22 protein-coding genes are annotated in these 16056 nt (G+C 59.1%); 10 read left to right on the top strand and 12 right to left on the bottom strand.

Annotation, left to right across the window (positions count from 1 at the left end; genetic code table 11):
* Window positions 1-58 precede the first annotated feature (58 nt).
* Entirely contained in the window at window positions 59-1357 is a 1299-nt protein-coding gene (gene phaZ / locus H9Q16_RS02435; RefSeq protein ID WP_191073773.1) for a polyhydroxyalkanoate depolymerase, read from the top strand.
* Between the two features lie 2 nt (window positions 1358-1359).
* Window positions 1360-1932, top strand: a complete 573-nt coding sequence (locus tag H9Q16_RS02430; RefSeq protein WP_191073772.1) for a DUF6151 family protein — start codon at window positions 1360-1362, stop codon at window positions 1930-1932.
* Between the two features lie 2 nt (window positions 1933-1934).
* Here the strand turns inward: H9Q16_RS02430 and H9Q16_RS02425 are convergent, their stop codons facing one another.
* From H9Q16_RS02425 to H9Q16_RS02405, 5 genes are all read right to left on the bottom strand, one after another.
* Window positions 1935-2645, bottom strand: coding sequence for an alpha/beta fold hydrolase (locus tag H9Q16_RS02425; protein WP_191073771.1), 711 nt, complete (start codon window positions 2643-2645; stop codon window positions 1935-1937).
* Window positions 2646-2747: 102 nt separating this feature from the next.
* A complete protein-coding gene (locus H9Q16_RS02420; RefSeq protein ID WP_191075135.1) occupies window positions 2748-3362 on the bottom strand; it encodes a hypothetical protein in 615 nt (204 codons plus the stop codon).
* Window positions 3363-3379: 17 nt separating this feature from the next.
* Entirely contained in the window at window positions 3380-3805 is a 426-nt protein-coding gene (locus H9Q16_RS02415) for a VOC family protein (RefSeq protein WP_191073770.1), read from the bottom strand.
* A complete protein-coding gene (locus H9Q16_RS02410) occupies window positions 3805-4785 on the bottom strand; it encodes an alpha/beta hydrolase (protein ID WP_246455442.1) in 981 nt (326 codons plus the stop codon). Before H9Q16_RS02410 ends, H9Q16_RS02415 begins: the two co-directional genes overlap by 1 nt.
* Window positions 4782-5534, bottom strand: a complete 753-nt coding sequence (locus H9Q16_RS02405; RefSeq protein WP_191073769.1) for an alpha/beta hydrolase — start codon at window positions 5532-5534, stop codon at window positions 4782-4784. Before H9Q16_RS02405 ends, H9Q16_RS02410 begins: the two co-directional genes overlap by 4 nt.
* Before the next feature lie 110 nt (window positions 5535-5644).
* Here H9Q16_RS02405 and H9Q16_RS02400 point away from each other — a divergent pair, with 110 nt between their 5' ends.
* Together H9Q16_RS02400 and H9Q16_RS02395 are read left to right on the top strand one after the other, a co-directional pair.
* A complete protein-coding gene (locus H9Q16_RS02400) occupies window positions 5645-6394 on the top strand; it encodes an ArsR/SmtB family transcription factor (protein WP_191073768.1) in 750 nt (249 codons plus the stop codon).
* Window positions 6395-6405: 11 nt separating this feature from the next.
* On the top strand, window positions 6406-6840 hold the full coding sequence (locus H9Q16_RS02395; RefSeq protein WP_191073767.1) for an MAPEG family protein: 435 nt from the start codon (window positions 6406-6408) through the stop codon (window positions 6838-6840).
* 78 nt (window positions 6841-6918) lie between these two features.
* Here the strand turns inward: H9Q16_RS02395 and H9Q16_RS02390 are convergent, their stop codons facing one another.
* From H9Q16_RS02390 to H9Q16_RS02380, 3 genes are read right to left on the bottom strand one after another with little or no spacing between them, the layout of a single operon-like run.
* A complete protein-coding gene (locus H9Q16_RS02390; protein WP_246455441.1) occupies window positions 6919-7266 on the bottom strand; it encodes a hypothetical protein in 348 nt (115 codons plus the stop codon).
* Window positions 7267-8541, bottom strand: a complete 1275-nt coding sequence (locus H9Q16_RS02385) for an MFS transporter (protein ID WP_191073766.1) — start codon at window positions 8539-8541, stop codon at window positions 7267-7269.
* A gap of 50 nt (window positions 8542-8591) precedes the next feature.
* Complete coding sequence (locus H9Q16_RS02380; RefSeq protein WP_191073765.1) at window positions 8592-9407, bottom strand: creatininase family protein; 816 nt, start codon at window positions 9405-9407, stop codon at window positions 8592-8594.
* 139 nt (window positions 9408-9546) lie between these two features.
* Here H9Q16_RS02380 and thrS point away from each other — a divergent pair, with 139 nt between their 5' ends.
* The 5 genes from thrS (at window position 9547) to H9Q16_RS02355 (ending at window position 14225) form a co-directional block, all read left to right on the top strand.
* Window positions 9547-11493 carry a threonine--tRNA ligase gene (gene thrS / locus H9Q16_RS02375; protein ID WP_191073764.1) on the top strand — a complete coding sequence of 649 codons (1947 nt, stop codon included), beginning with the start codon at window positions 9547-9549 and terminating at the stop codon, window positions 11491-11493.
* A 221-nt stretch (window positions 11494-11714) separates the two neighbouring features.
* Window positions 11715-12020, top strand: coding sequence for a BufA1 family periplasmic bufferin-type metallophore (locus H9Q16_RS02370; protein WP_191073763.1), 306 nt, complete (start codon window positions 11715-11717; stop codon window positions 12018-12020).
* A 65-nt stretch (window positions 12021-12085) separates the two neighbouring features.
* Window positions 12086-12934 (top strand): MNIO family bufferin maturase, encoded by an 849-nt coding sequence (gene bufB, locus H9Q16_RS02365; RefSeq protein WP_191073762.1) that lies wholly within the window; start codon window positions 12086-12088, stop codon window positions 12932-12934.
* Window positions 12931-13689 carry an HvfC/BufC N-terminal domain-containing protein gene (locus H9Q16_RS02360; protein ID WP_191073761.1) on the top strand — a complete coding sequence of 253 codons (759 nt, stop codon included), beginning with the start codon at window positions 12931-12933 and terminating at the stop codon, window positions 13687-13689. The genes bufB and H9Q16_RS02360 overlap by 4 nt, the downstream gene beginning before the upstream one ends.
* Window positions 13686-14225: a DoxX family protein gene (locus tag H9Q16_RS02355; RefSeq protein ID WP_191073760.1), complete on the top strand. Its 540-nt coding sequence runs from the start codon at window positions 13686-13688 to the stop codon at window positions 14223-14225. Before H9Q16_RS02360 ends, H9Q16_RS02355 begins: the two co-directional genes overlap by 4 nt.
* A 7-nt stretch (window positions 14226-14232) precedes the next feature.
* Here the strand turns inward: H9Q16_RS02355 and H9Q16_RS02350 are convergent, their stop codons facing one another.
* The gene (locus tag H9Q16_RS02350; protein ID WP_191073759.1) at window positions 14233-14556 is read right to left on the bottom strand and encodes an ArsC/Spx/MgsR family protein; all 324 of its coding nucleotides are present in this window, start codon (window positions 14554-14556) and stop codon (window positions 14233-14235) included.
* 156 nt (window positions 14557-14712) lie between these two features.
* On the opposite strand from H9Q16_RS02350, the gene H9Q16_RS02345 reads away from it, so the two are divergent.
* On the top strand, window positions 14713-14919 hold the full coding sequence (locus H9Q16_RS02345) for a cold-shock protein (RefSeq protein ID WP_191073758.1): 207 nt from the start codon (window positions 14713-14715) through the stop codon (window positions 14917-14919).
* Window positions 14920-14967: 48 nt separating this feature from the next.
* Here H9Q16_RS02345 and H9Q16_RS02340 read toward each other — a convergent pair whose 3' ends face one another.
* From H9Q16_RS02340 to H9Q16_RS02330, 3 genes are all read right to left on the bottom strand, one after another.
* Window positions 14968-15297: a TraR/DksA family transcriptional regulator gene (locus tag H9Q16_RS02340; protein WP_343067763.1), complete on the bottom strand. Its 330-nt coding sequence runs from the start codon at window positions 15295-15297 to the stop codon at window positions 14968-14970.
* A 1-nt stretch (window position 15298) separates the two neighbouring features.
* A complete protein-coding gene (locus H9Q16_RS02335; RefSeq protein ID WP_191073757.1) occupies window positions 15299-15658 on the bottom strand; it encodes a putative quinol monooxygenase in 360 nt (119 codons plus the stop codon).
* Between the two features lie 67 nt (window positions 15659-15725).
* Window positions 15726-16052: an arsenate reductase family protein gene (locus H9Q16_RS02330; protein WP_191073756.1), complete on the bottom strand. Its 327-nt coding sequence runs from the start codon at window positions 16050-16052 to the stop codon at window positions 15726-15728.
* Window positions 16053-16056: the final 4 nt, after the last annotated feature.

Here is a 16056-nt window from a genome sequence, read left to right as displayed (position 1 = left end):
ACTCGGGGGAGGAGCGGCAATCAACCCGGCAATCGGGCCCATACAGGAGACCCTCGCGATGCGCTATATGGCAACATACGACATGATGGAAACCATCAGGAACACCAATCAGTTCCTTGGCGCATCAGCACTTGCAATGGCATCCTACCCGGCCTTTGCGATGTTTCCAAACCCTGCGATGCAATGGCTGGCCGCTTGGGGCGAAGTCACAGAGCGCACGTTCAGCCGCATGGTCATGAAACCGGACTGGAACATCCCGCCATTTGTCGGGTCCAACGGTCAGGACCGGCTGGTCAGCGTGGAAAAGGAAATCGCGCGTGATTTTGGCGATCTGATCCACTTCAAGGTTCAGGGACGAACCGAACCCAAGCGCAAGGTCTTGCTGGTTGCCCCGATGTCCGGCCACTATGCCACCTTGCTGAGATCGACCGTGATCTCGCTGCTGCCGGATTGTGACCTTTACGTTACCGATTGGCATAACGCGCGCGACATTCCGGTCAGCGCAGGCAAGTTCGATGTCGAAGACTATACGCTGTATCTTGTCGACTTCATGAAGCACCTGGGGCCGGAAACGCATGTCATCGCTGTTTGTCAGCCTGCGCCGCTGACCCTGGCGGCAACGGCATACCTGGCAGAGGAAGACCCGAAGGCGCAGCCGCGCTCACTTACGCTGATTGGCGGGCCGATTGACCCCGATGCCACACCGACCGAGGTCACCGACTTTGGCCGCCGTGTCACCATGGGCCAGCTCGAAGAAATGATGATCCAGCGTGTCGGCTTCAAATACGCAGGCGTGGGCCGCATGGTTTATCCCGGTCTGCTGCAGCTGGCGTCATTCATTTCGATGAACAGCGAGACCCATACAGAAGCGTTTCAGAACCAGATCACGCGCGTCGCCCAAGGCGAAGCGCACGAGCATGACAAGCACAACAAGTTCTACGACGAATACCTCGCTGTCATGGACATGACGGCAGAGTTTTATCTGTCCACGGTGGAACGCATCTTCAAGAACGGTGAGATCGCCAAAAACGCCTTTGTCGTTGGTGGCCGTCACGTCGATATCGGCAAGATCACAACGGTTGCCGTCAAGACGGTCGAGGGCTCGAACGATGATATCTCCGCCCCCGGTCAGTGCGTGGCAGCGCTCGATCTGCTGACAGGCTTGCCTGACAGCAAGAAGGCCAGTCATCTGGAAGAAGGCGCCGGACACTACGGCATTTTTGCGGGCCGCAGCTGGCGCAACAACATCAGGCCGCTTGTGCTGGATTTCATCGACGCCAACACGCCGGGCAAAAAGCCGCATCGTAAACGCGGACCACATCAGCCTGATCCGGCAAACTACAACGTCGCGGTCTGAGGGTGGCGGACCTTCCTCTGCGCTGCACTTGTGGCAAGATCGAAGGCCACCTGACGGATTTCACCCCATCAATGGGAACCCATGCCGTCTGCCACTGCCGGTCCTGCCGCGCGGGTGAATTGCAGTGCGGCGCGCCAGACCCGGGTGAAGATGGCGTGCATATTTTCCAGATTTCGCCCCATCGGCTGAAGATAACCAAGGGCGCGGATCATCTGGCGGTATTTTCTTTTGGCCCAAATAACTTGTTGCGGTGGTACGCCTCTTGTTGTGGTGCCCCGCTGTTCACGACACCGCGCAATCCGCGCACCGCTTTCGTCGGGGTCCGGGCCACAGGGTTTGACAGTGTTGATGTTGTTGGACCGGTGGCCGGGCATGCGTTCAAGCTGGCCAAAAATGGCAAGACCAAGCACGAAGGGCTGATGACCTTCATATGGGGTGCCGCACAGCGAATAGCGATGGGGCGAATCACGGGTCGGTGGAAACAGACGCCTCTGTTCGATGCTGCGTCTGGCCAGCCGGTCGCGACCATTGAGGTACTTCCGAAATCACGGCGCAGTGAACTGCTGAACGCGTGAGCCTAGCGCAAGACCAGCGGCTGTTGCATCCAGTTGCGCAGCGCGGCAGTGGTCTGGGCAGGTTGTTCCAATGTAGGAAGGTGGCCTGCATCTTTTAGCACCACAAGCTCGGCGTTGGGGATCAGCTCTGCCATGAACGTGTGCCGTTTGACCGGGCACAGCTGGTCATGTGCCCCGCACAAAATCAAGGTGGGCGCTTTGCATTTTCGCAGCACCGCCTGCTGGTCCCGCCGCCGTTGCAAGGCACGCGATTGCCGGATGAAAACCTCTGGCCCCAGCGTTTCGGCCATATCCATGACCAGATCCAGCACATCGGACCTTTGCGGCCCGGGTGCCAGGTAGTTCGGCTTCATCTCGTCGCGCATCACCTCAAGAAGCCTGCCTGAGCGCGCCTTGACGATCTGCGGCTCGCGGTTGGCAGCAACAACGGGCGTTTCGGCCAACGGGTTGGTGTCCATCAGCGCCAGCCGCGTGATGCGATCGGGTGCCCGCCGCAGCAGTTCCATCGCGACGATGCCGCCCATGGACAATCCGGCAACCGCAAAGCGTTTTGGCAATAGATCCAGAAGGCCCGAGGCAATCTCTTCAATCCGCTCGCCTTGGGTGATGGGGGCGGCCATCACGGCGGTATCAGCCGACATCTCGGCGATCTGGGGGCCAAACAGCCGCGCATCGCACATCATGCCCGGCAGCAGGACGAGGGGCTCATGCATGCGCCGAATTCCTGCTGTCCATGGGATGTCTCATGCCTGCCCTGTCCGGTGGATTTCCCCGTCTATAGCACGCGCGCAAGCGTCTGCAATACGCACCGACATTCAGGGATAGCGGATACCGCGGAAGGGGGGGAAATCCGCGTACAATGCCTGTCGTTGGCAGAGCGGGACATCAGGTTCTACCCCGGTACGCAGCAATGTGCCACGCGGCGCAATATAGCTTGAGATGGTGCGCAGCGGTGACGCCCGCCAGACAAGGTTGAACGCCGCAAGCTTTGGAAAAAACCAGATGTCCGAATAGGGCAGATGATCATGTATCCACCATGCCAGATCTCGCCAGTCCCGCCCGTCTGCATAGCGGTCCGCGAACCATGGGATGACAATAGATGCGCCCGCAATTGCCTCAGCGCCTGCCGCACGGTCCCAGATATGGCATTCCAGAGGATTGCCGTTGCGCGCGCAGTTCAGCTTGTTTTCATTGCCATAACGGTTGAGATCGGGCGCCCGGTAGCCAGACCGCACGGCGACCCGGCCAAAGGTTTCTTCAAGCGGGTCGAGGAGTTCCGTGCAGAAAGCACGCCCGTTTTCCAGCACCAGATCGGGGGTCTCGGGCACATTTGGCACGCCGTGAAAACCGTTGATTTCCGAATACATGAAATCGCGCATGAAGAAATGTTTGGACAGCCGTTGCCGCCCGAATGTTTCCAGCGACCACATGCTGGCAGGTTTGCGCATCAGTAGCCATTCCAGCGGAAGGCACCATCGGGACCAAGGGGCGAGAACGGATTGTGCGCAACTTCCCAGATATGACCCTCGGGGTCCGCAAAACAGCCGATATGCCCGCCCCAGAAGATGTCATGCGGGGCTTTCAGGATGCGCCCACCTGCCGCCTCGGCGCCATCCATGACCGCAGACACATCCTCTTTTGCCGAGACATTGTAAGAAAACGTTGCGGCCCCGTGGCCAAGCGTATCGGGCGCAACGCCGATATCCTCTGCCAGCTTGTCCAGCGGATAGATCCCCAGACACTGGCCGATCAGATCATAGGCAATAACTCCGTCAGGGGTATCGACCCGCTGCCAGCCCAATGCATCATAGAATTCCGCAAGCCTTTGGGGATCATGCGCACCCAGAGTGATGAGCGTTACCCGCTGATCCATCAAAGCCCTCGCGCCCAGGTAACGATGGCGTTTGTCGTGGGCCCGTTCTGGCTTGGAGACAGGATATCGCCCGCAATGACGTGCGCATCCGGGTCGTCCCGATCCGTCAGCTTGGGATTCACGATCTGGCTTGGCCCGCCCCATTCTTCTGCTGTCTCGCGGGTCATCTGCGGGCGGACCACGGTGTCTTTACGCGAAAAGATGAACAGCGCCGGTACTTTTGCCTGCCCCAGATCCAATGCCCGCACAGCCTTGACCAGTGCCCCCATCGGTAAAGTTGCAACGCTGGGGTAAGACGTTGTCCAGTACCTCCCATGTTCTTCATTCTGAGGGGTAAAGCTGCGGGTGTCGCCCGCAAGTTGCGGCAGCCAATAGCGCGCCGCAGGCCACGTCAAAAGCGGTGACATCGGGTTCTTGATCCCGAAATTGGGCGAAATCATCACGATCCCCGCAACGTCTTGCATTAACGCGTCATCCACCGCCGCCGCCGCTGCCAGAGTACCGCCCGTGGATGTCGCCATGATCAACACGCGGTCCCCCGTTTTTCGCGCGATGGCAAGCCCCTCGGCCACATCGTTCATCCAGTCAGTGACGCGGGCCGATGCCAGCGCGTCTCCAGACCGCCCGTGGCCAGCAAGTCGCGTGAAAACAAGGTTCGCACCCAGCTCTTTTGCAACCATATCCGGCACCGGGCGAATTTCCTGCGCGGTCGCTGAGAAGCCATGAATATAGAGTACCGACCAGGGCGCGCGCACCTCGGGTGCTGTTGCCCAGATAACCTGTTTCTGCACGCCTTCGGTGATGCCGACAAACCGGGCTTCCTGGGCGGCCAGATACGGATCAACGCCTTGATCGAGCAACGCTTCATCAAACTCCGCACTTAGATCAACCGGCTCATAGGGGCCGAAGTACCACAGCCCGACACCAATAAGGATCACGAAGAGAAGTACCCGTCGCATGAATTTTCTTACTTTTCTCATTCAGTTGCCCCCATGACGTCGCCTATTGCCTGAAGGATAAGGTCCAGACAGGGACCATCGGAAAACCGATGATCAGCGTCCTTTACCAACTTCAGCTGCATATCCGGCCCTGTCGCATGTTCCAAAAGCCGAACCGCCGTTGCGACGCTGACGGCCGTGTCCGCGGTGCCTTGCAGAAATCGCACCGGAAATGGCAAATCAAGGGGGGCACGCAGCACCAATTGCTGGCGGCCGTCCTCGATCATGCGCGTAGTAACAACGTAAGGTTCCATGTAATCGGACGGCAATTCAACCTGCCCGATATCAGCCAGCTGTTGCTTTTGCGTGTCTGTGAAAGTGGCCCAATAGCCATCTTCGGTAAAGTCAGGGGCCGCTGCAATGGTGACCAATCCGGCGATGCGACCGGGCAGCGAGCTGGCCAGCAACAACGCCTGCCACCCGCCCATCGATGATCCAACCGGCACGATCGGTCCATCGGTCAGCGCCTCAACCACCGACCGCGTATCCTGCGCCCAATCGCCGATGCACCCTTGCGTGAAAGAGCCCGAAGATTCCCCATGCCCGGAATAATCGAACCGCAAGAACGCCCGGCCTTCCTTCCGCGCCCAATCTTCTAAGAAAATGGCCTTGGTGCCTTCCATGTCCGACTTGAGCCCGCCCAGAAATACCACGCAGGGTCCGCGCCCTTCGGTCCGGTGATACGCCAGTCTGCGACCCTCTTGCGTCTCCAGAAATGATGTCGCAGCCATAATGCCCCCCTTGTGCGGCGGATCATGCGCGGGGAGGAAAAACGACGCAACTGCAACTTTATTACGTGACCAACTTGTCACGTGACTATTGAGTCACCTATAAGATACTCATGGACGATTCGATTTTTAGGGCCCTTGCTGATCCGGCCCGCCGCACCTTGCTGGACGCATTGCGCAAGCGGGACGGACAGACGTTGCAAGAGCTGACGGAACTTCTGGAGATGACCCGCTTTGGCGTCATGAAGCACGTGCGCGTGCTTGAAGATGCCGGATTGGTCGTGCCCCTCAAGAAAGGAAGGTTCAAACATCACTATCTGAACGCCCTTCCCCTTCAACAAACCATTGACCGCTGGATCGAGCCGATGCGCGCGAAACCGGTGGCCCGAGCGGTGCTTGATCTCAAATCAACCCTCGAAAGGACCCAGACTATGAGTAAACCCGATTTTGTCATGCAGACCTTTATCCGATGCACCCAGGACGCTTTGTGGGATGCGTTGACTGATCCTCAAAGCATGGCCGCCTACCATTTCATGTGTGATCGCGTTGAAGGCAGCGCGCGCGCAGGTGAGCGGTTCACTTACATCCGCCCTGACGGCAGCAAAATGCTGAGCCAGCAGGTTATTGAGGCAGACCCCAAGAGCCGGATCGAGACAACGTTCGAGCCGCACTTCTTTGGCCCAGACGCGCCAGCATCACGCATCGCTTATTTTATCGAAGCCCAAGGCGATCAATGCAAATTGACTGTGGAACACTACGATCTGCCTGCGGGTCAGGAAGGCGTGGCCGAAGGGTGGGCGCGGATGACTTCGTCGCTCAAATCCTGGCTTGAAACCGGCACACCTCTCAAGGCGGCGATGTAAGGAGCGTGATCATGGAAACTTTCCCGACAGAACTTGGCGTTCTCACCTGCCTGATGATCCTCGCGGCATCGCTGTGGATACCCTACATCATCGGAGTGAACACCGCCCCTGACGGATCGCTGCCTGCAGACGCACCGGATGGGTTCGTGCGTATCTCCAACCCGTCGTTACACCGTCCGTGGGTTCAGCGCGCCTACAGGGCGCATCTGAACTTGCTTGAGCAGGGCGTTCCCTTTGCGATACTTGTGCTGTTGGTAGATCGCCTGGACGGTTTCACCGCCCTGACCTATTGGACTGCCATCGCGTTCTTCTGGTTGCGCGTGGCCCATGCGGTCGGCTACATCACCGCTGGCGCCCGCTTGCCCTTGCGCCCCATCATTTTCGTGCTGGGATGGGTGTGTTGCCTACTGATGGCCTATGCTGTCTTTGCGGCGCGTACTGGCTGAACAATCAGTCAATACCACAAAAACGCCTCGGGTTTTCCCGAGGCGTTCTGTCGTATTGGCTACGGTTCGTGACGGGTCTCAGCCGCTGACGTAAACAGCACCTTGCGGCCGGTAGAAAATTTTCTGGTCATGAAGCCGACCCAAGAGCTCTTCGCCCGCGCGCTGGTCACGTTCGATGACGCGGATCGATTCCATGTCCGCCGGGTTGGCCTCACTCAGCGCCCGACGCATGGTGCAAAGTTCGCGCCCCCGGGCGCGCAACGCTTCCTCGATCTGGTCGACGTCATTGATGGTCAGCTGAAAATTGCGGTTGTAGGTCGGCATGGCAGTCTCCGGATTGATTGATGTCGGCCCACCGCAAACCTGCGGGGATACGTCGTAAATAGACATGGAAACGTCGTAGTCAACGTATTCTTCGGTATACAATTATCGCTCGACCTCTGGCAGGCCATAAGCCACTGCGCTGGCAGCAAGCGCCATGGCGGCAAACACAACAAGTGTCGTTTGTGCGCCCAACAGCGCCGCGCCCCCGCCCAAAACACCAGCACCAAGCAGGATCACGCCAATAATGGTATTGCTGACCGCAGCATACGCCGCACGCTGATCTTCAGGGGCCATATCCACCAGATAGGTCGACCGCCCCTGCCGAACACCGTGATAGGCTATCATCAGGATGAAGAGGACCGCAGGCATGGCCCAGACGGTCTGCGCCAAATCGAACACCCAAAGGACCACGGCCAGAACCATCGCCGCCGCACCCACCAAGCCGGTCAGCAAGAGCACTTTACGGCTTGAGCGATCCGCGAGACGACCCCAGACGTAGGAACTGATCAACGACGCCAATGCCGAGGCAAGTACCAAGGCGCCCAGTCGGCCCAGTGCGTCGGACGTGTCCGAGCCTGCGAGCACCACGAGATAGGGCGGGGCAAGGGCCGTGGAAACCAACAGACCGCGTACGATGATGAACCGCCAAAGGTCGCGGTTGCTTTTTAAGATTTCAAAGTTGGCTCCTGCGGCATCTGTTGTTTCGCTTTTGGTTTCTTCCAAGCGCGAAAACAGGAAGGCCGACAGTATCCAAAGGCAGGCCGCCAGACCGATCGCAGCAATTACCGCAAGCCGGTTCTGTAGCAATCCCGACATCAAGAGCGCTGCAAACACCAGCACGCCAACCGAAGACACGGACCCCGCCGCCCCGGTAACTGATCCTCGCCGGGCCTTGCCAACAGTTTTGCCCAGAATGTCCTTATAGCTGACCGAACATGCCGCCCGACAAAGCGCCAGCCCGGCAAGCGCCGCACAGATGGCCATTCCCGCCGCAGCGCCGTTCAACGTAAAGGCAAAGAACGCAATCAGTGCCGCAAAGCCACCCTGCCCCGCGCTCCCCATGACCCATACCCACTTGCGGCGCGTCATGCGCTGCACCAGACCCGCAAGGGCAATTTGAGGCAACAGCGCGCCCGCTTCGCGGATCGGAACCAGCGCGCCTGCATAAACTGCAGGCGCGCCCAATGATGTGAGCAACCATGCCAGCACCAGCTTTGGGTCAATCAGCCCATCTGCCACTTTTGTCATCGACAGCGAAATGATGTGCCGCAAACCGTTGCGCGCCTCTGCCTCTTGTGCGGTATCGTTCAGGGTCTCGGCAGGTTGCTCTTTGCCGGAGATCTTGGCAAAGGCCTGTTCGGCAATGTCGTCTTGCATGGTGCGGGTCCTCTTTCAGACCCCGCGACATAGGGCGCAGGCGCGCAGGCTCAACTGTCGCGAAGAAACGGCACACCACCAATGCCGTCACCGCGCTGGTCCTGGGGGGAGGCCCAGGTATCGGGGTCATCGATCAACGCGGCAATGGCGTCTGCGCTGACTTTCAGCAGCGCCTCGCCCTTATCGGGCGTTGACCGCGCCGGATTGCCTGCAAGCCCATTTGCGGTCAGATGCGAAAACGGCCGCCAGCGATAGGATCCTTTTCCTGCCTTGAGAAAACTGGGAGCATCGGCTTCCATCTGGGCAATGCCAGCAAGATCGGTGGTATCCACCAGATCCCCCTCGCAGGCCATCATCATCGATGTTTCGGCCTCGCCTGCGTGCATCACACCCTTCTGATCTTCCAACAGCGCAGCGATTTCCTCGCTCGCCTCTGCCGGATAGGTCGTGGCAACCAGCGTGGCGGGCGTGCTGGCCGAGATCTCATCACAAAACTGCTGCATCGCAAGGTCATTGCCGCCGTGCGAGTTGCTGATGACGATGCGCTTGAAGCCATTGCGCACAGTCGCGGCTACCAGATCATGCAACACTGCGCGGAACGTCACATGGCTGAGCGTGAGGGTGCCGCCGAAGGGCATATGATGCTCTGAAAGCCCTGCCCACATTACTGGCGCGACGATTACCGGCGAACTTGCAACACGCGCCGCCCGAACCGCCACCTCTTGGCCCAACCTCGTATCTGTCATGGTGGGCAAATGCGGCCCGTGCTGTTCTATCGACGCGATTGGCAAGATCACCACCGCATCCAGTTCGGCGCACGCGCGCACCTCATGCGCCTTCATTCGCTGCCATTCCACTTCGGACATTGCCCTGTCTCCCAATTGTGCCGCTGCAGCCTTTCACCCGCGCAGGCAATTGACAAGCGACGGTTCCAAGGCCAAATACCCACACGACATAACCCGCAACCGGGCGTTCCGTGGGCGCCAAACTGACGAGGAGCCGACAATGGCCCAGATTTCCCTGACTTTCCCCGATGGCAATGCGCGCGATTTCCCTGCAGGTATCACTGCCGGCGAAGTGGCGGCTGACATCTCAAAATCCCTCGGCAAGAAAGCCATCTCAGCCACTGTGAACGGCGCGCATTACGATCTGGCCTGGCCAATCGAGGCGGACGCTTCCATCGCCATTCATACCATGGGTGACCAAGAGCAAGCCAATGAATTGGTGCGCCACGATCTGGCGCACATCATGGCCCGTGCGGTTCAGGAGATTTGGCCCGATACCCAGGTCACAATCGGACCAGTGATCAAGGACGGCTGGTACTACGACTTTGACCGTGCCGAACCCTTTGTGCCCGAGGATCTGGCCCTCATCGAGAAAAAGATGAAAGACATCATCAACAAGCGAGATGAAGTACGTACTGAGGTTTGGGAACGCGCGCGCGCGATCAAGCATTACGAGGACCTCAATGAGCCCTACAAGGTCGAACTGATCGAGGCCATTCCGGGCGACGAGCCCCTGCGCATGTATTGGCATGGTGACTGGCAGGACCTGTGTCGCGGCCCGCATCTTCAGCACACCGGCCAGGTTCCCGGCGACGCCTTCAAACTGATGTCTATTGCGGGTGCCTACTGGCGCGGGGATTCCAATCGCGCGATGCTGCAACGCATCTACGGCGTGGCGTTCACCGGCAAGGAAAAGCTGCGTGCGCATCTCAACATGCTGGAGGAAGCCGCCAAGCGCGACCACCGCAAGCTCGGTCGCGAGATGAATCTATTCCACATGCAGGAAGAAGCCCCCGGGCAGGTCTTCTGGCACCCCAATGGCTGGACCATCTATACAGAGTTGCAGGATTACATGCGCCGCAAGCAGCGTGCAGATGGCTACAAGGAGATCAACACACCGCAGGTTGTGGATCGCAAGCTGTGGGAGGCCTCGGGCCACTGGGACAAGTACCAGGAGCACATGTTCATCGTCGAGGTGGAGGAAGAACACGCCAAGGAAAAGGCGATCAACGCGCTGAAGCCAATGAATTGCCCCTGCCACGTGCAGGTGTTCAACCAAGGCCTCAAGTCCTACCGCGATCTGCCCCTGCGGCTTGCCGAATTCGGCTCTTGTTCGCGATATGAACCCTCCGGCGCATTGCACGGCATCATGCGCGTGCGCGGGTTTACTCAGGATGACGCTCACATATTTTGTGCTGAAGACCAGATTGAGGCCGAATGCGCCAAGTTCATCAACTTCCTTGCAGGCGTCTACGCTGACCTTGGGTTCGAGAAATTCGATATCAAGTTTGCGACCCGACCCGAAATGCGCGTGGGCTCAGATGAAAGCTGGGATATCGTTGAAGGGGCCTTGGAAAAAGCCATCGAGGCGACGGGGCGCAGCTTTGAGCTGGAGCCGGGCGATGGTGCCTTTTACGGTCCCAAACTGGACTTCTACCTTACCGACGCCATTGGCCGGGTCTGGCAGTGCGGCACGTTCCAGGTCGACAACAACACCCCGGAACGGTTGGGTGCGACGTATATTGGTGAGGATGGCGCAAAGCATCGTCCCTATATGCTGCACCGCGCCTGCCTTGGCTCTTTCGAGCGGTTCATCGGCATCCTGATCGAGGAACATGCAGGTAAGCTGCCGTTTTGGCTTGCCCCCCGTCAGGTGGTTGTCGCCTCGATCACGTCAGAGGCCGATGCCTATGTGCAGGAAGTTGTGGATACCCTGACCGCAGCCGGCGTGCGCGCCGAAGCGGACATGCGCAACGAGAAAATCAACTACAAGGTGCGCGAGCATTCGGTAGGAAAAGTGCCGGTCATCCTGGCGGTTGGCGCGCGCGAGGTGGAAGAAAAGACAGTGTCCGTACGTCGTCTGGGCGACAAGCGCACGTCTGTACAGCCCTTGAGTGACGTCGCCGATGCTTTGGGCATTGAGGCAACGCCGCCAGACCTGCGCTGAATTGAAACATTTGCGGTGTGCTACCATTTGCGCACCGCAATTCCGGCGCGATTTGTTACAAGTGGCAGGCAATTATCGGCCCTGACCCACGCAAACTTGTAACTTTCGGCTGAATTCCTGACGGATGCGTGACACACAGGCTCGTGAATGGTGTAATGCTCGGACGGGTGGTCTATATGCCTCATTACCTGTTCAAACAGAACCAGTTAAAGGGAATGAAAATGTCCAACACACTGAAAACAGTCGCCATCGTTTCGGCCGTAGCTGCCGCGATGACCGCACACACAACGACAACAGCCTCTGCCGCGTCCAAGGAAAAATGCTATGGCGTTTCCCTGGCGGGCGAAAATGATTGTGCCGCGGGCCCCGGCACCACATGCGCCGGCACATCTGTGACCGACTATCAGGGCAATGCCTGGACCCTTGTGGATGCCGGCACCTGCGAAAGCATCGATCTGCCCAAAATGGCAGACGGCACAGATCGCCAAGGCTCTCTGGAAGCGCTTGATCGCGACCTTCCTGCATAACGTCCTTGTCCCGGGCAGCGCCCTTGCCCGGGACACCCGCTGACGCTTTAGGCTAGAGGGTCAACATGCTTGATACATCCCGCCGATTTGACCGCCTGCCGCCTGCTGTGGGCGTGGGATATAAGCCTCAGCACTTCAGCAGCTTACGCGCGGATCCCGGCCCTGTGGAGTGGTTGGAGATACACGCCGAAAACTATATGGGGGATGGGGGGCGACCGATTGCTCAACTGCGCACCCTCAGCGAAGAATTCGCCATTTCTGTACACGGCGTCGGCCTGAGCATTGGTGGTGAAGGCCCCCTTGACCGAGACCATCTGGCAAGACTGAAAAAGTTGTGCGACTGGTTGAACCCTGCCAGCTTTTCGGAACATCTGGCGTGGTCGACACACGGGGCCGAATTCCTCAACGATCTCCTGCCTTTGCCCTATACGCCTGCAACACTGGCTGGCGTCGCCGATCATATTAAACAGGTGCAGGAATCTCTTGGGCGACAGATGCTGCTCGAGAACCCATCAAGCTACCTGCGGTTTGAAGACTCCACTCTTTCTGAAACGGATTTTCTTGGTGCATTGGTTCACCAGACCGGCTGCGGTCTTTTGCTGGATGTGAACAACGTGTTTATTTCAGCCACGAACCTGCAGGTTTCACCCCAAGCCTATATCGATGCCTTTCCCGTTGACGCAATTGGTGAGATCCACATCGGTGGCCACGATGAAGACGAAGACGACCAAGGTGCCGCGTTGCTGATCGACAGCCATGGCAAGCCGGTGGCCGACCCGGTGTGGCAGCTGTTAGACTATACGCTCGCAAGGTCAGGGCCCCGGCCCGTCTTGGTTGAATGGGACAACGACGTGCCTGACTGGCCCGTGCTGCGACACGAGGCCGCGCGCGCTGCAAACGTGCTTGCCGCATGATCTCGCAAACTGCCTTTCGTGCCGGTTTGCTGGACGCGGCGGTGCCTGCCCCGGATGGCCTGAAAGGTGCGGGCGATCTGGCCGCAGGCAAGCGGTATGATGTCTATCGCAACAATGTGACGCATTCGCTGATCCAGGCGATGCACACCGCATTTCCCTTGATAGTTAAGCTGATCGGCACCCCGAACTTTGACAACCTGGCTGCGGTGTTCGTTCGAAACCATCCCCCTTCCTCTCCGCTGATGATGTTCTATGGCGCCGAATTCCCCGCATTTCTTGAGAACTTTTCCCCTTTATCGCACCTCGGCTATCTGCCCGATGCTGCAAGATTGGATCTGGCGATCCGAGCCGCCTACCATGCCGCAGACGCGAAAGCGTTGACCGCTTATGAGCTCCAAGCATTGTCTGAAGAGCGCCTGCTGACCGCGACCTTTGCGCTGGCACCTGCGACACGCATTCTTCGATCGCGGTGGCCACTTTATGATATCTGGCGCTTCAATTTTGAGGACGACACGGCAAAGCCGCGCGATACCGCGCAGAATGTCCTGGTCACCCGGCCCGCCTTTGATCCCGTGCCGCACGCACTTCCGCTGGGGGCCGCAACATGGTTCGCCGCGCTGCAAGACGGCATACCATTTGGCGAGGCGCACGAGCGCACGCTGACCGCGTGCGACACTTTTGACCTGACCGCCGCCTTGGCCCTCGCGCTTGAGACGGGCGCATTGACGATGACGACAAATAAGGACCACACATGAATTCTTTGACCTCTGCACATGCCGCAGTCGCTGCGCGCCTTGAACATCTGGACTGGCTCATTCCGACGCTGGCAAGAGTTCTCTTCGCGGCGATCCTCTTGGTCTACTTCCTCAACGCCGGGATGACCAAGCTTGGCGATGGGTTTGCAGGCCTCTGGACGCCCTCAACCGGCGCTTATGCCCAGATCTTTCCCAAAGCCTTCGAGGCCGTCGGCTATGATGCCGAGGCGCTGTCCCTGTGGCATCGCGTGGTGGTGGTGCTGGGGACATGGGCCGAGTTTGTCTTGCCGGCGTTGATCGTACTGGGCTTGCTTACACGGCTCGCGGCGCTTGGCATGATCGGTTTTGTCGTCGTCCAGTCACTGACGGACGTTTACGGCCATGGACAGACTGGCGAGATCGGCGCATGGTTCGACCGCTTTCCGGACGCGATCATGTTGGATCAGCGGGCGTTGTGGGTCTTCCTGTTCGTTGTTCTGGTGATCAAGGGCGCGGGGCCCCTGTCGTTCGACCGGGCGATCAGGCCCACGCGATGACCGCAGATCAGCCCAAAGTCGACTGAAGGGCCGCTTCGGTATCCTTGTTCCAGGACAAGAACAGCTGCCCCTCCACGGCGATCAACGGGCGTTTCATCAGCGTCGGATGGGACTGTAGCAGTATCTTTCGCGGCTTTTCGCGTTCTGACGCATCCAGCCCCCGCCAGGTGGTGGATCGGGTATTGACCAGCGCGTCCCCAAAAACCTCTGACGCCTGATCCAGCACCGCGTCGGGCACGCCTTCTTGCCGGACATCGACAAGGATCGCTTGTGGAAAGGCCTTCATCGCCTTGCGGCAGCTATCGCAGTTCTTAAGTCCGTAAACGTACATGATATGTCCTATGATATATCGGGGTGCAGATTTCTGATTCCGAGCCTTGATATTCTACAGAATAGATCAATCTCTTAGGGCGTGCAGGTGGTAAGTTCACGCTCCGCCTCACCCTGCATGCGCAGGTACTGACAAGACAAAGGAGGCGCGGAAATTATGCCGAATGGCACCGTGAAATGGTTCAACACCACCAAAGGCTACGGCTTTATTGCCCCTGAAGACGGCGGGAATGATGTGTTCGTGCACATCTCTGCCGTGGAACGATCAGGTCTGACCGGGCTTGCCGACGACCAGAAGGTCAGTTTTGAACTGACAGAGGGCCGCGACGGGCGCCAGATGGCGTCTGATCTGCAACTGCTCTAACAGACTTGCCCGGCGCTGTCGCACCGGGCAACCACCCAAGCGACGTTTTCAACCACGCGTGCAATCCAGACAGCGCGCGATGGCGGGATCTGCCGCGCGCCGTTCTGCCGCGATCTCTTCCCCGCAGTCGGTACAAAACCCGTATTCGCCCTCTTCGATCCGCAACAGCGCCGCGCGGACTTTCTGACGCTCGGCCTGTCGCCGCCGAACCTGCGCCTGCGCCATCGCCTGATTTTGCAAGGCGTCCATTCGGGACAAGCGCCCGACGGCCTGCTGATCAAGCTCTACCGTTTTGGTGGCCGCGTCGCCTGCGGCATCCTCTGCCTCCAGCGCAGCAAGGCGCGCGGTCAGCGCGGCACGGGCGGCGGTGATATCCACGCTACCGGGCAAAGCCCTTGAGGTAATCCATATGCATGGCCCCGAACCCGGCCATGCCGGCGCGCAGATCGTCTTCGGCGGGGCCGTAGACCACGATGCGCGTGGGCGCGAATACGGCGAGGAACCGTTCAGCGAACTTTGCACCGAAATTGCCCAGATGGATCATCGCGGCGGCGTTATCGGCATAGCGCTCAAGAACCGTGACCTTGGTGTGTTCGGCATCGGTGTAATACTCGTAATGCATCGCACCGGGCTCATCCGCCTTGGTGGCGGCGACCATGTCGTCCAGCAGCGGGCCCACATTGTCCCATTGCCCGTCCTGCACGTCCATCTCCAGCACCCATTCAATCACGTCGCTCATATGCCGTCCCTCCCTTTCAAAGGGCAAAGCGTAGTGGAGGGGGTGTGGGCTGGCAATGGCGGCGGGGTCAGGACAGCCAGACAGCCTGCGCGGCATCGTCCCAGCCCAGCGTGTATCTGGCGCCGTCGGTGAGGATGGGGCGCGCCATGAGGGCGGGTTGGTCGAGCAATTGCGCCTCGGCCTCGGATTCGCGCATCCATGCGTTGAGGTTGCGGTAGGTTTGGGATGTGCGGTCGATGATATTGTCGCCGAATTCAGCGATGAGGGGGGCCCATTCAGCTTCGGTGAGGCGGTCGGCGCGGATGTCGCGGAAGGTGATTTTGAGGCCTGCGGCTTCGAGATCTTTCAGAGCGCGTTTGCAGGTGGTGCAGGTGGGCAGGCCGTAGAGGATCATTGGG

Origin of the sequence: Sulfitobacter aestuariivivens, assembly GCF_014763045.1 — a bacterium.
In the GTDB taxonomy this organism is placed as follows: domain Bacteria; phylum Pseudomonadota; class Alphaproteobacteria; order Rhodobacterales; family Rhodobacteraceae; genus Sulfitobacter; species Sulfitobacter aestuariivivens.
Note: the sequence above shows the minus strand (reverse complement) of the source record. Positions and strands in the feature narration are given on the sequence as shown.

Coding starts and splice junctions, on each gene's coding strand:
- H9Q16_RS02425 (WP_191073771.1), bottom strand. CDS start 2,645: ATGCATGAGCCCCTCGTCCTGCTGCCGGGCATGATGTGCGATGCGCGG.
- H9Q16_RS02345 (WP_191073758.1), top strand. CDS start 14,713: ATGCCGAATGGCACCGTGAAATGGTTCAACACCACCAAAGGCTACGGC.
- H9Q16_RS02405 (WP_191073769.1), bottom strand. CDS start 5,534: ATGGCTGCGACATCATTTCTGGAGACGCAAGAGGGTCGCAGACTGGCG.
- H9Q16_RS02355 (WP_191073760.1), top strand. CDS start 13,686: ATGAATTCTTTGACCTCTGCACATGCCGCAGTCGCTGCGCGCCTTGAA.
- H9Q16_RS02400 (WP_191073768.1), top strand. CDS start 5,645: ATGGACGATTCGATTTTTAGGGCCCTTGCTGATCCGGCCCGCCGCACC.
- bufB (WP_191073762.1), top strand. CDS start 12,086: ATGCTTGATACATCCCGCCGATTTGACCGCCTGCCGCCTGCTGTGGGC.
- H9Q16_RS02415 (WP_191073770.1), bottom strand. CDS start 3,805: ATGGATCAGCGGGTAACGCTCATCACTCTGGGTGCGCATGATCCCCAA.
- H9Q16_RS02385 (WP_191073766.1), bottom strand. CDS start 8,541: ATGCAAGACGACATTGCCGAACAGGCCTTTGCCAAGATCTCCGGCAAA.
- H9Q16_RS02360 (WP_191073761.1), top strand. CDS start 12,931: ATGATCTCGCAAACTGCCTTTCGTGCCGGTTTGCTGGACGCGGCGGTG.
- H9Q16_RS02395 (WP_191073767.1), top strand. CDS start 6,406: ATGGAAACTTTCCCGACAGAACTTGGCGTTCTCACCTGCCTGATGATC.
- thrS (WP_191073764.1), top strand. CDS start 9,547: ATGGCCCAGATTTCCCTGACTTTCCCCGATGGCAATGCGCGCGATTTC.
- H9Q16_RS02370 (WP_191073763.1), top strand. CDS start 11,715: ATGTCCAACACACTGAAAACAGTCGCCATCGTTTCGGCCGTAGCTGCC.
- H9Q16_RS02350 (WP_191073759.1), bottom strand. CDS start 14,556: ATGTACGTTTACGGACTTAAGAACTGCGATAGCTGCCGCAAGGCGATG.
- H9Q16_RS02330 (WP_191073756.1), bottom strand. CDS start 16,052: ATGATCCTCTACGGCCTGCCCACCTGCACCACCTGCAAACGCGCTCTG.
- H9Q16_RS02410 (WP_246455442.1), bottom strand. CDS start 4,785: ATGAGAAAAGTAAGAAAATTCATGCGACGGGTACTTCTCTTCGTGATC.
- phaZ (WP_191073773.1), top strand. CDS start 59: ATGCGCTATATGGCAACATACGACATGATGGAAACCATCAGGAACACC.
- H9Q16_RS02380 (WP_191073765.1), bottom strand. CDS start 9,407: ATGTCCGAAGTGGAATGGCAGCGAATGAAGGCGCATGAGGTGCGCGCG.
- H9Q16_RS02335 (WP_191073757.1), bottom strand. CDS start 15,658: ATGAGCGACGTGATTGAATGGGTGCTGGAGATGGACGTGCAGGACGGG.
- H9Q16_RS02420 (WP_191075135.1), bottom strand. CDS start 3,362: ATGTGGTCGCTGGAAACATTCGGGCGGCAACGGCTGTCCAAACATTTC.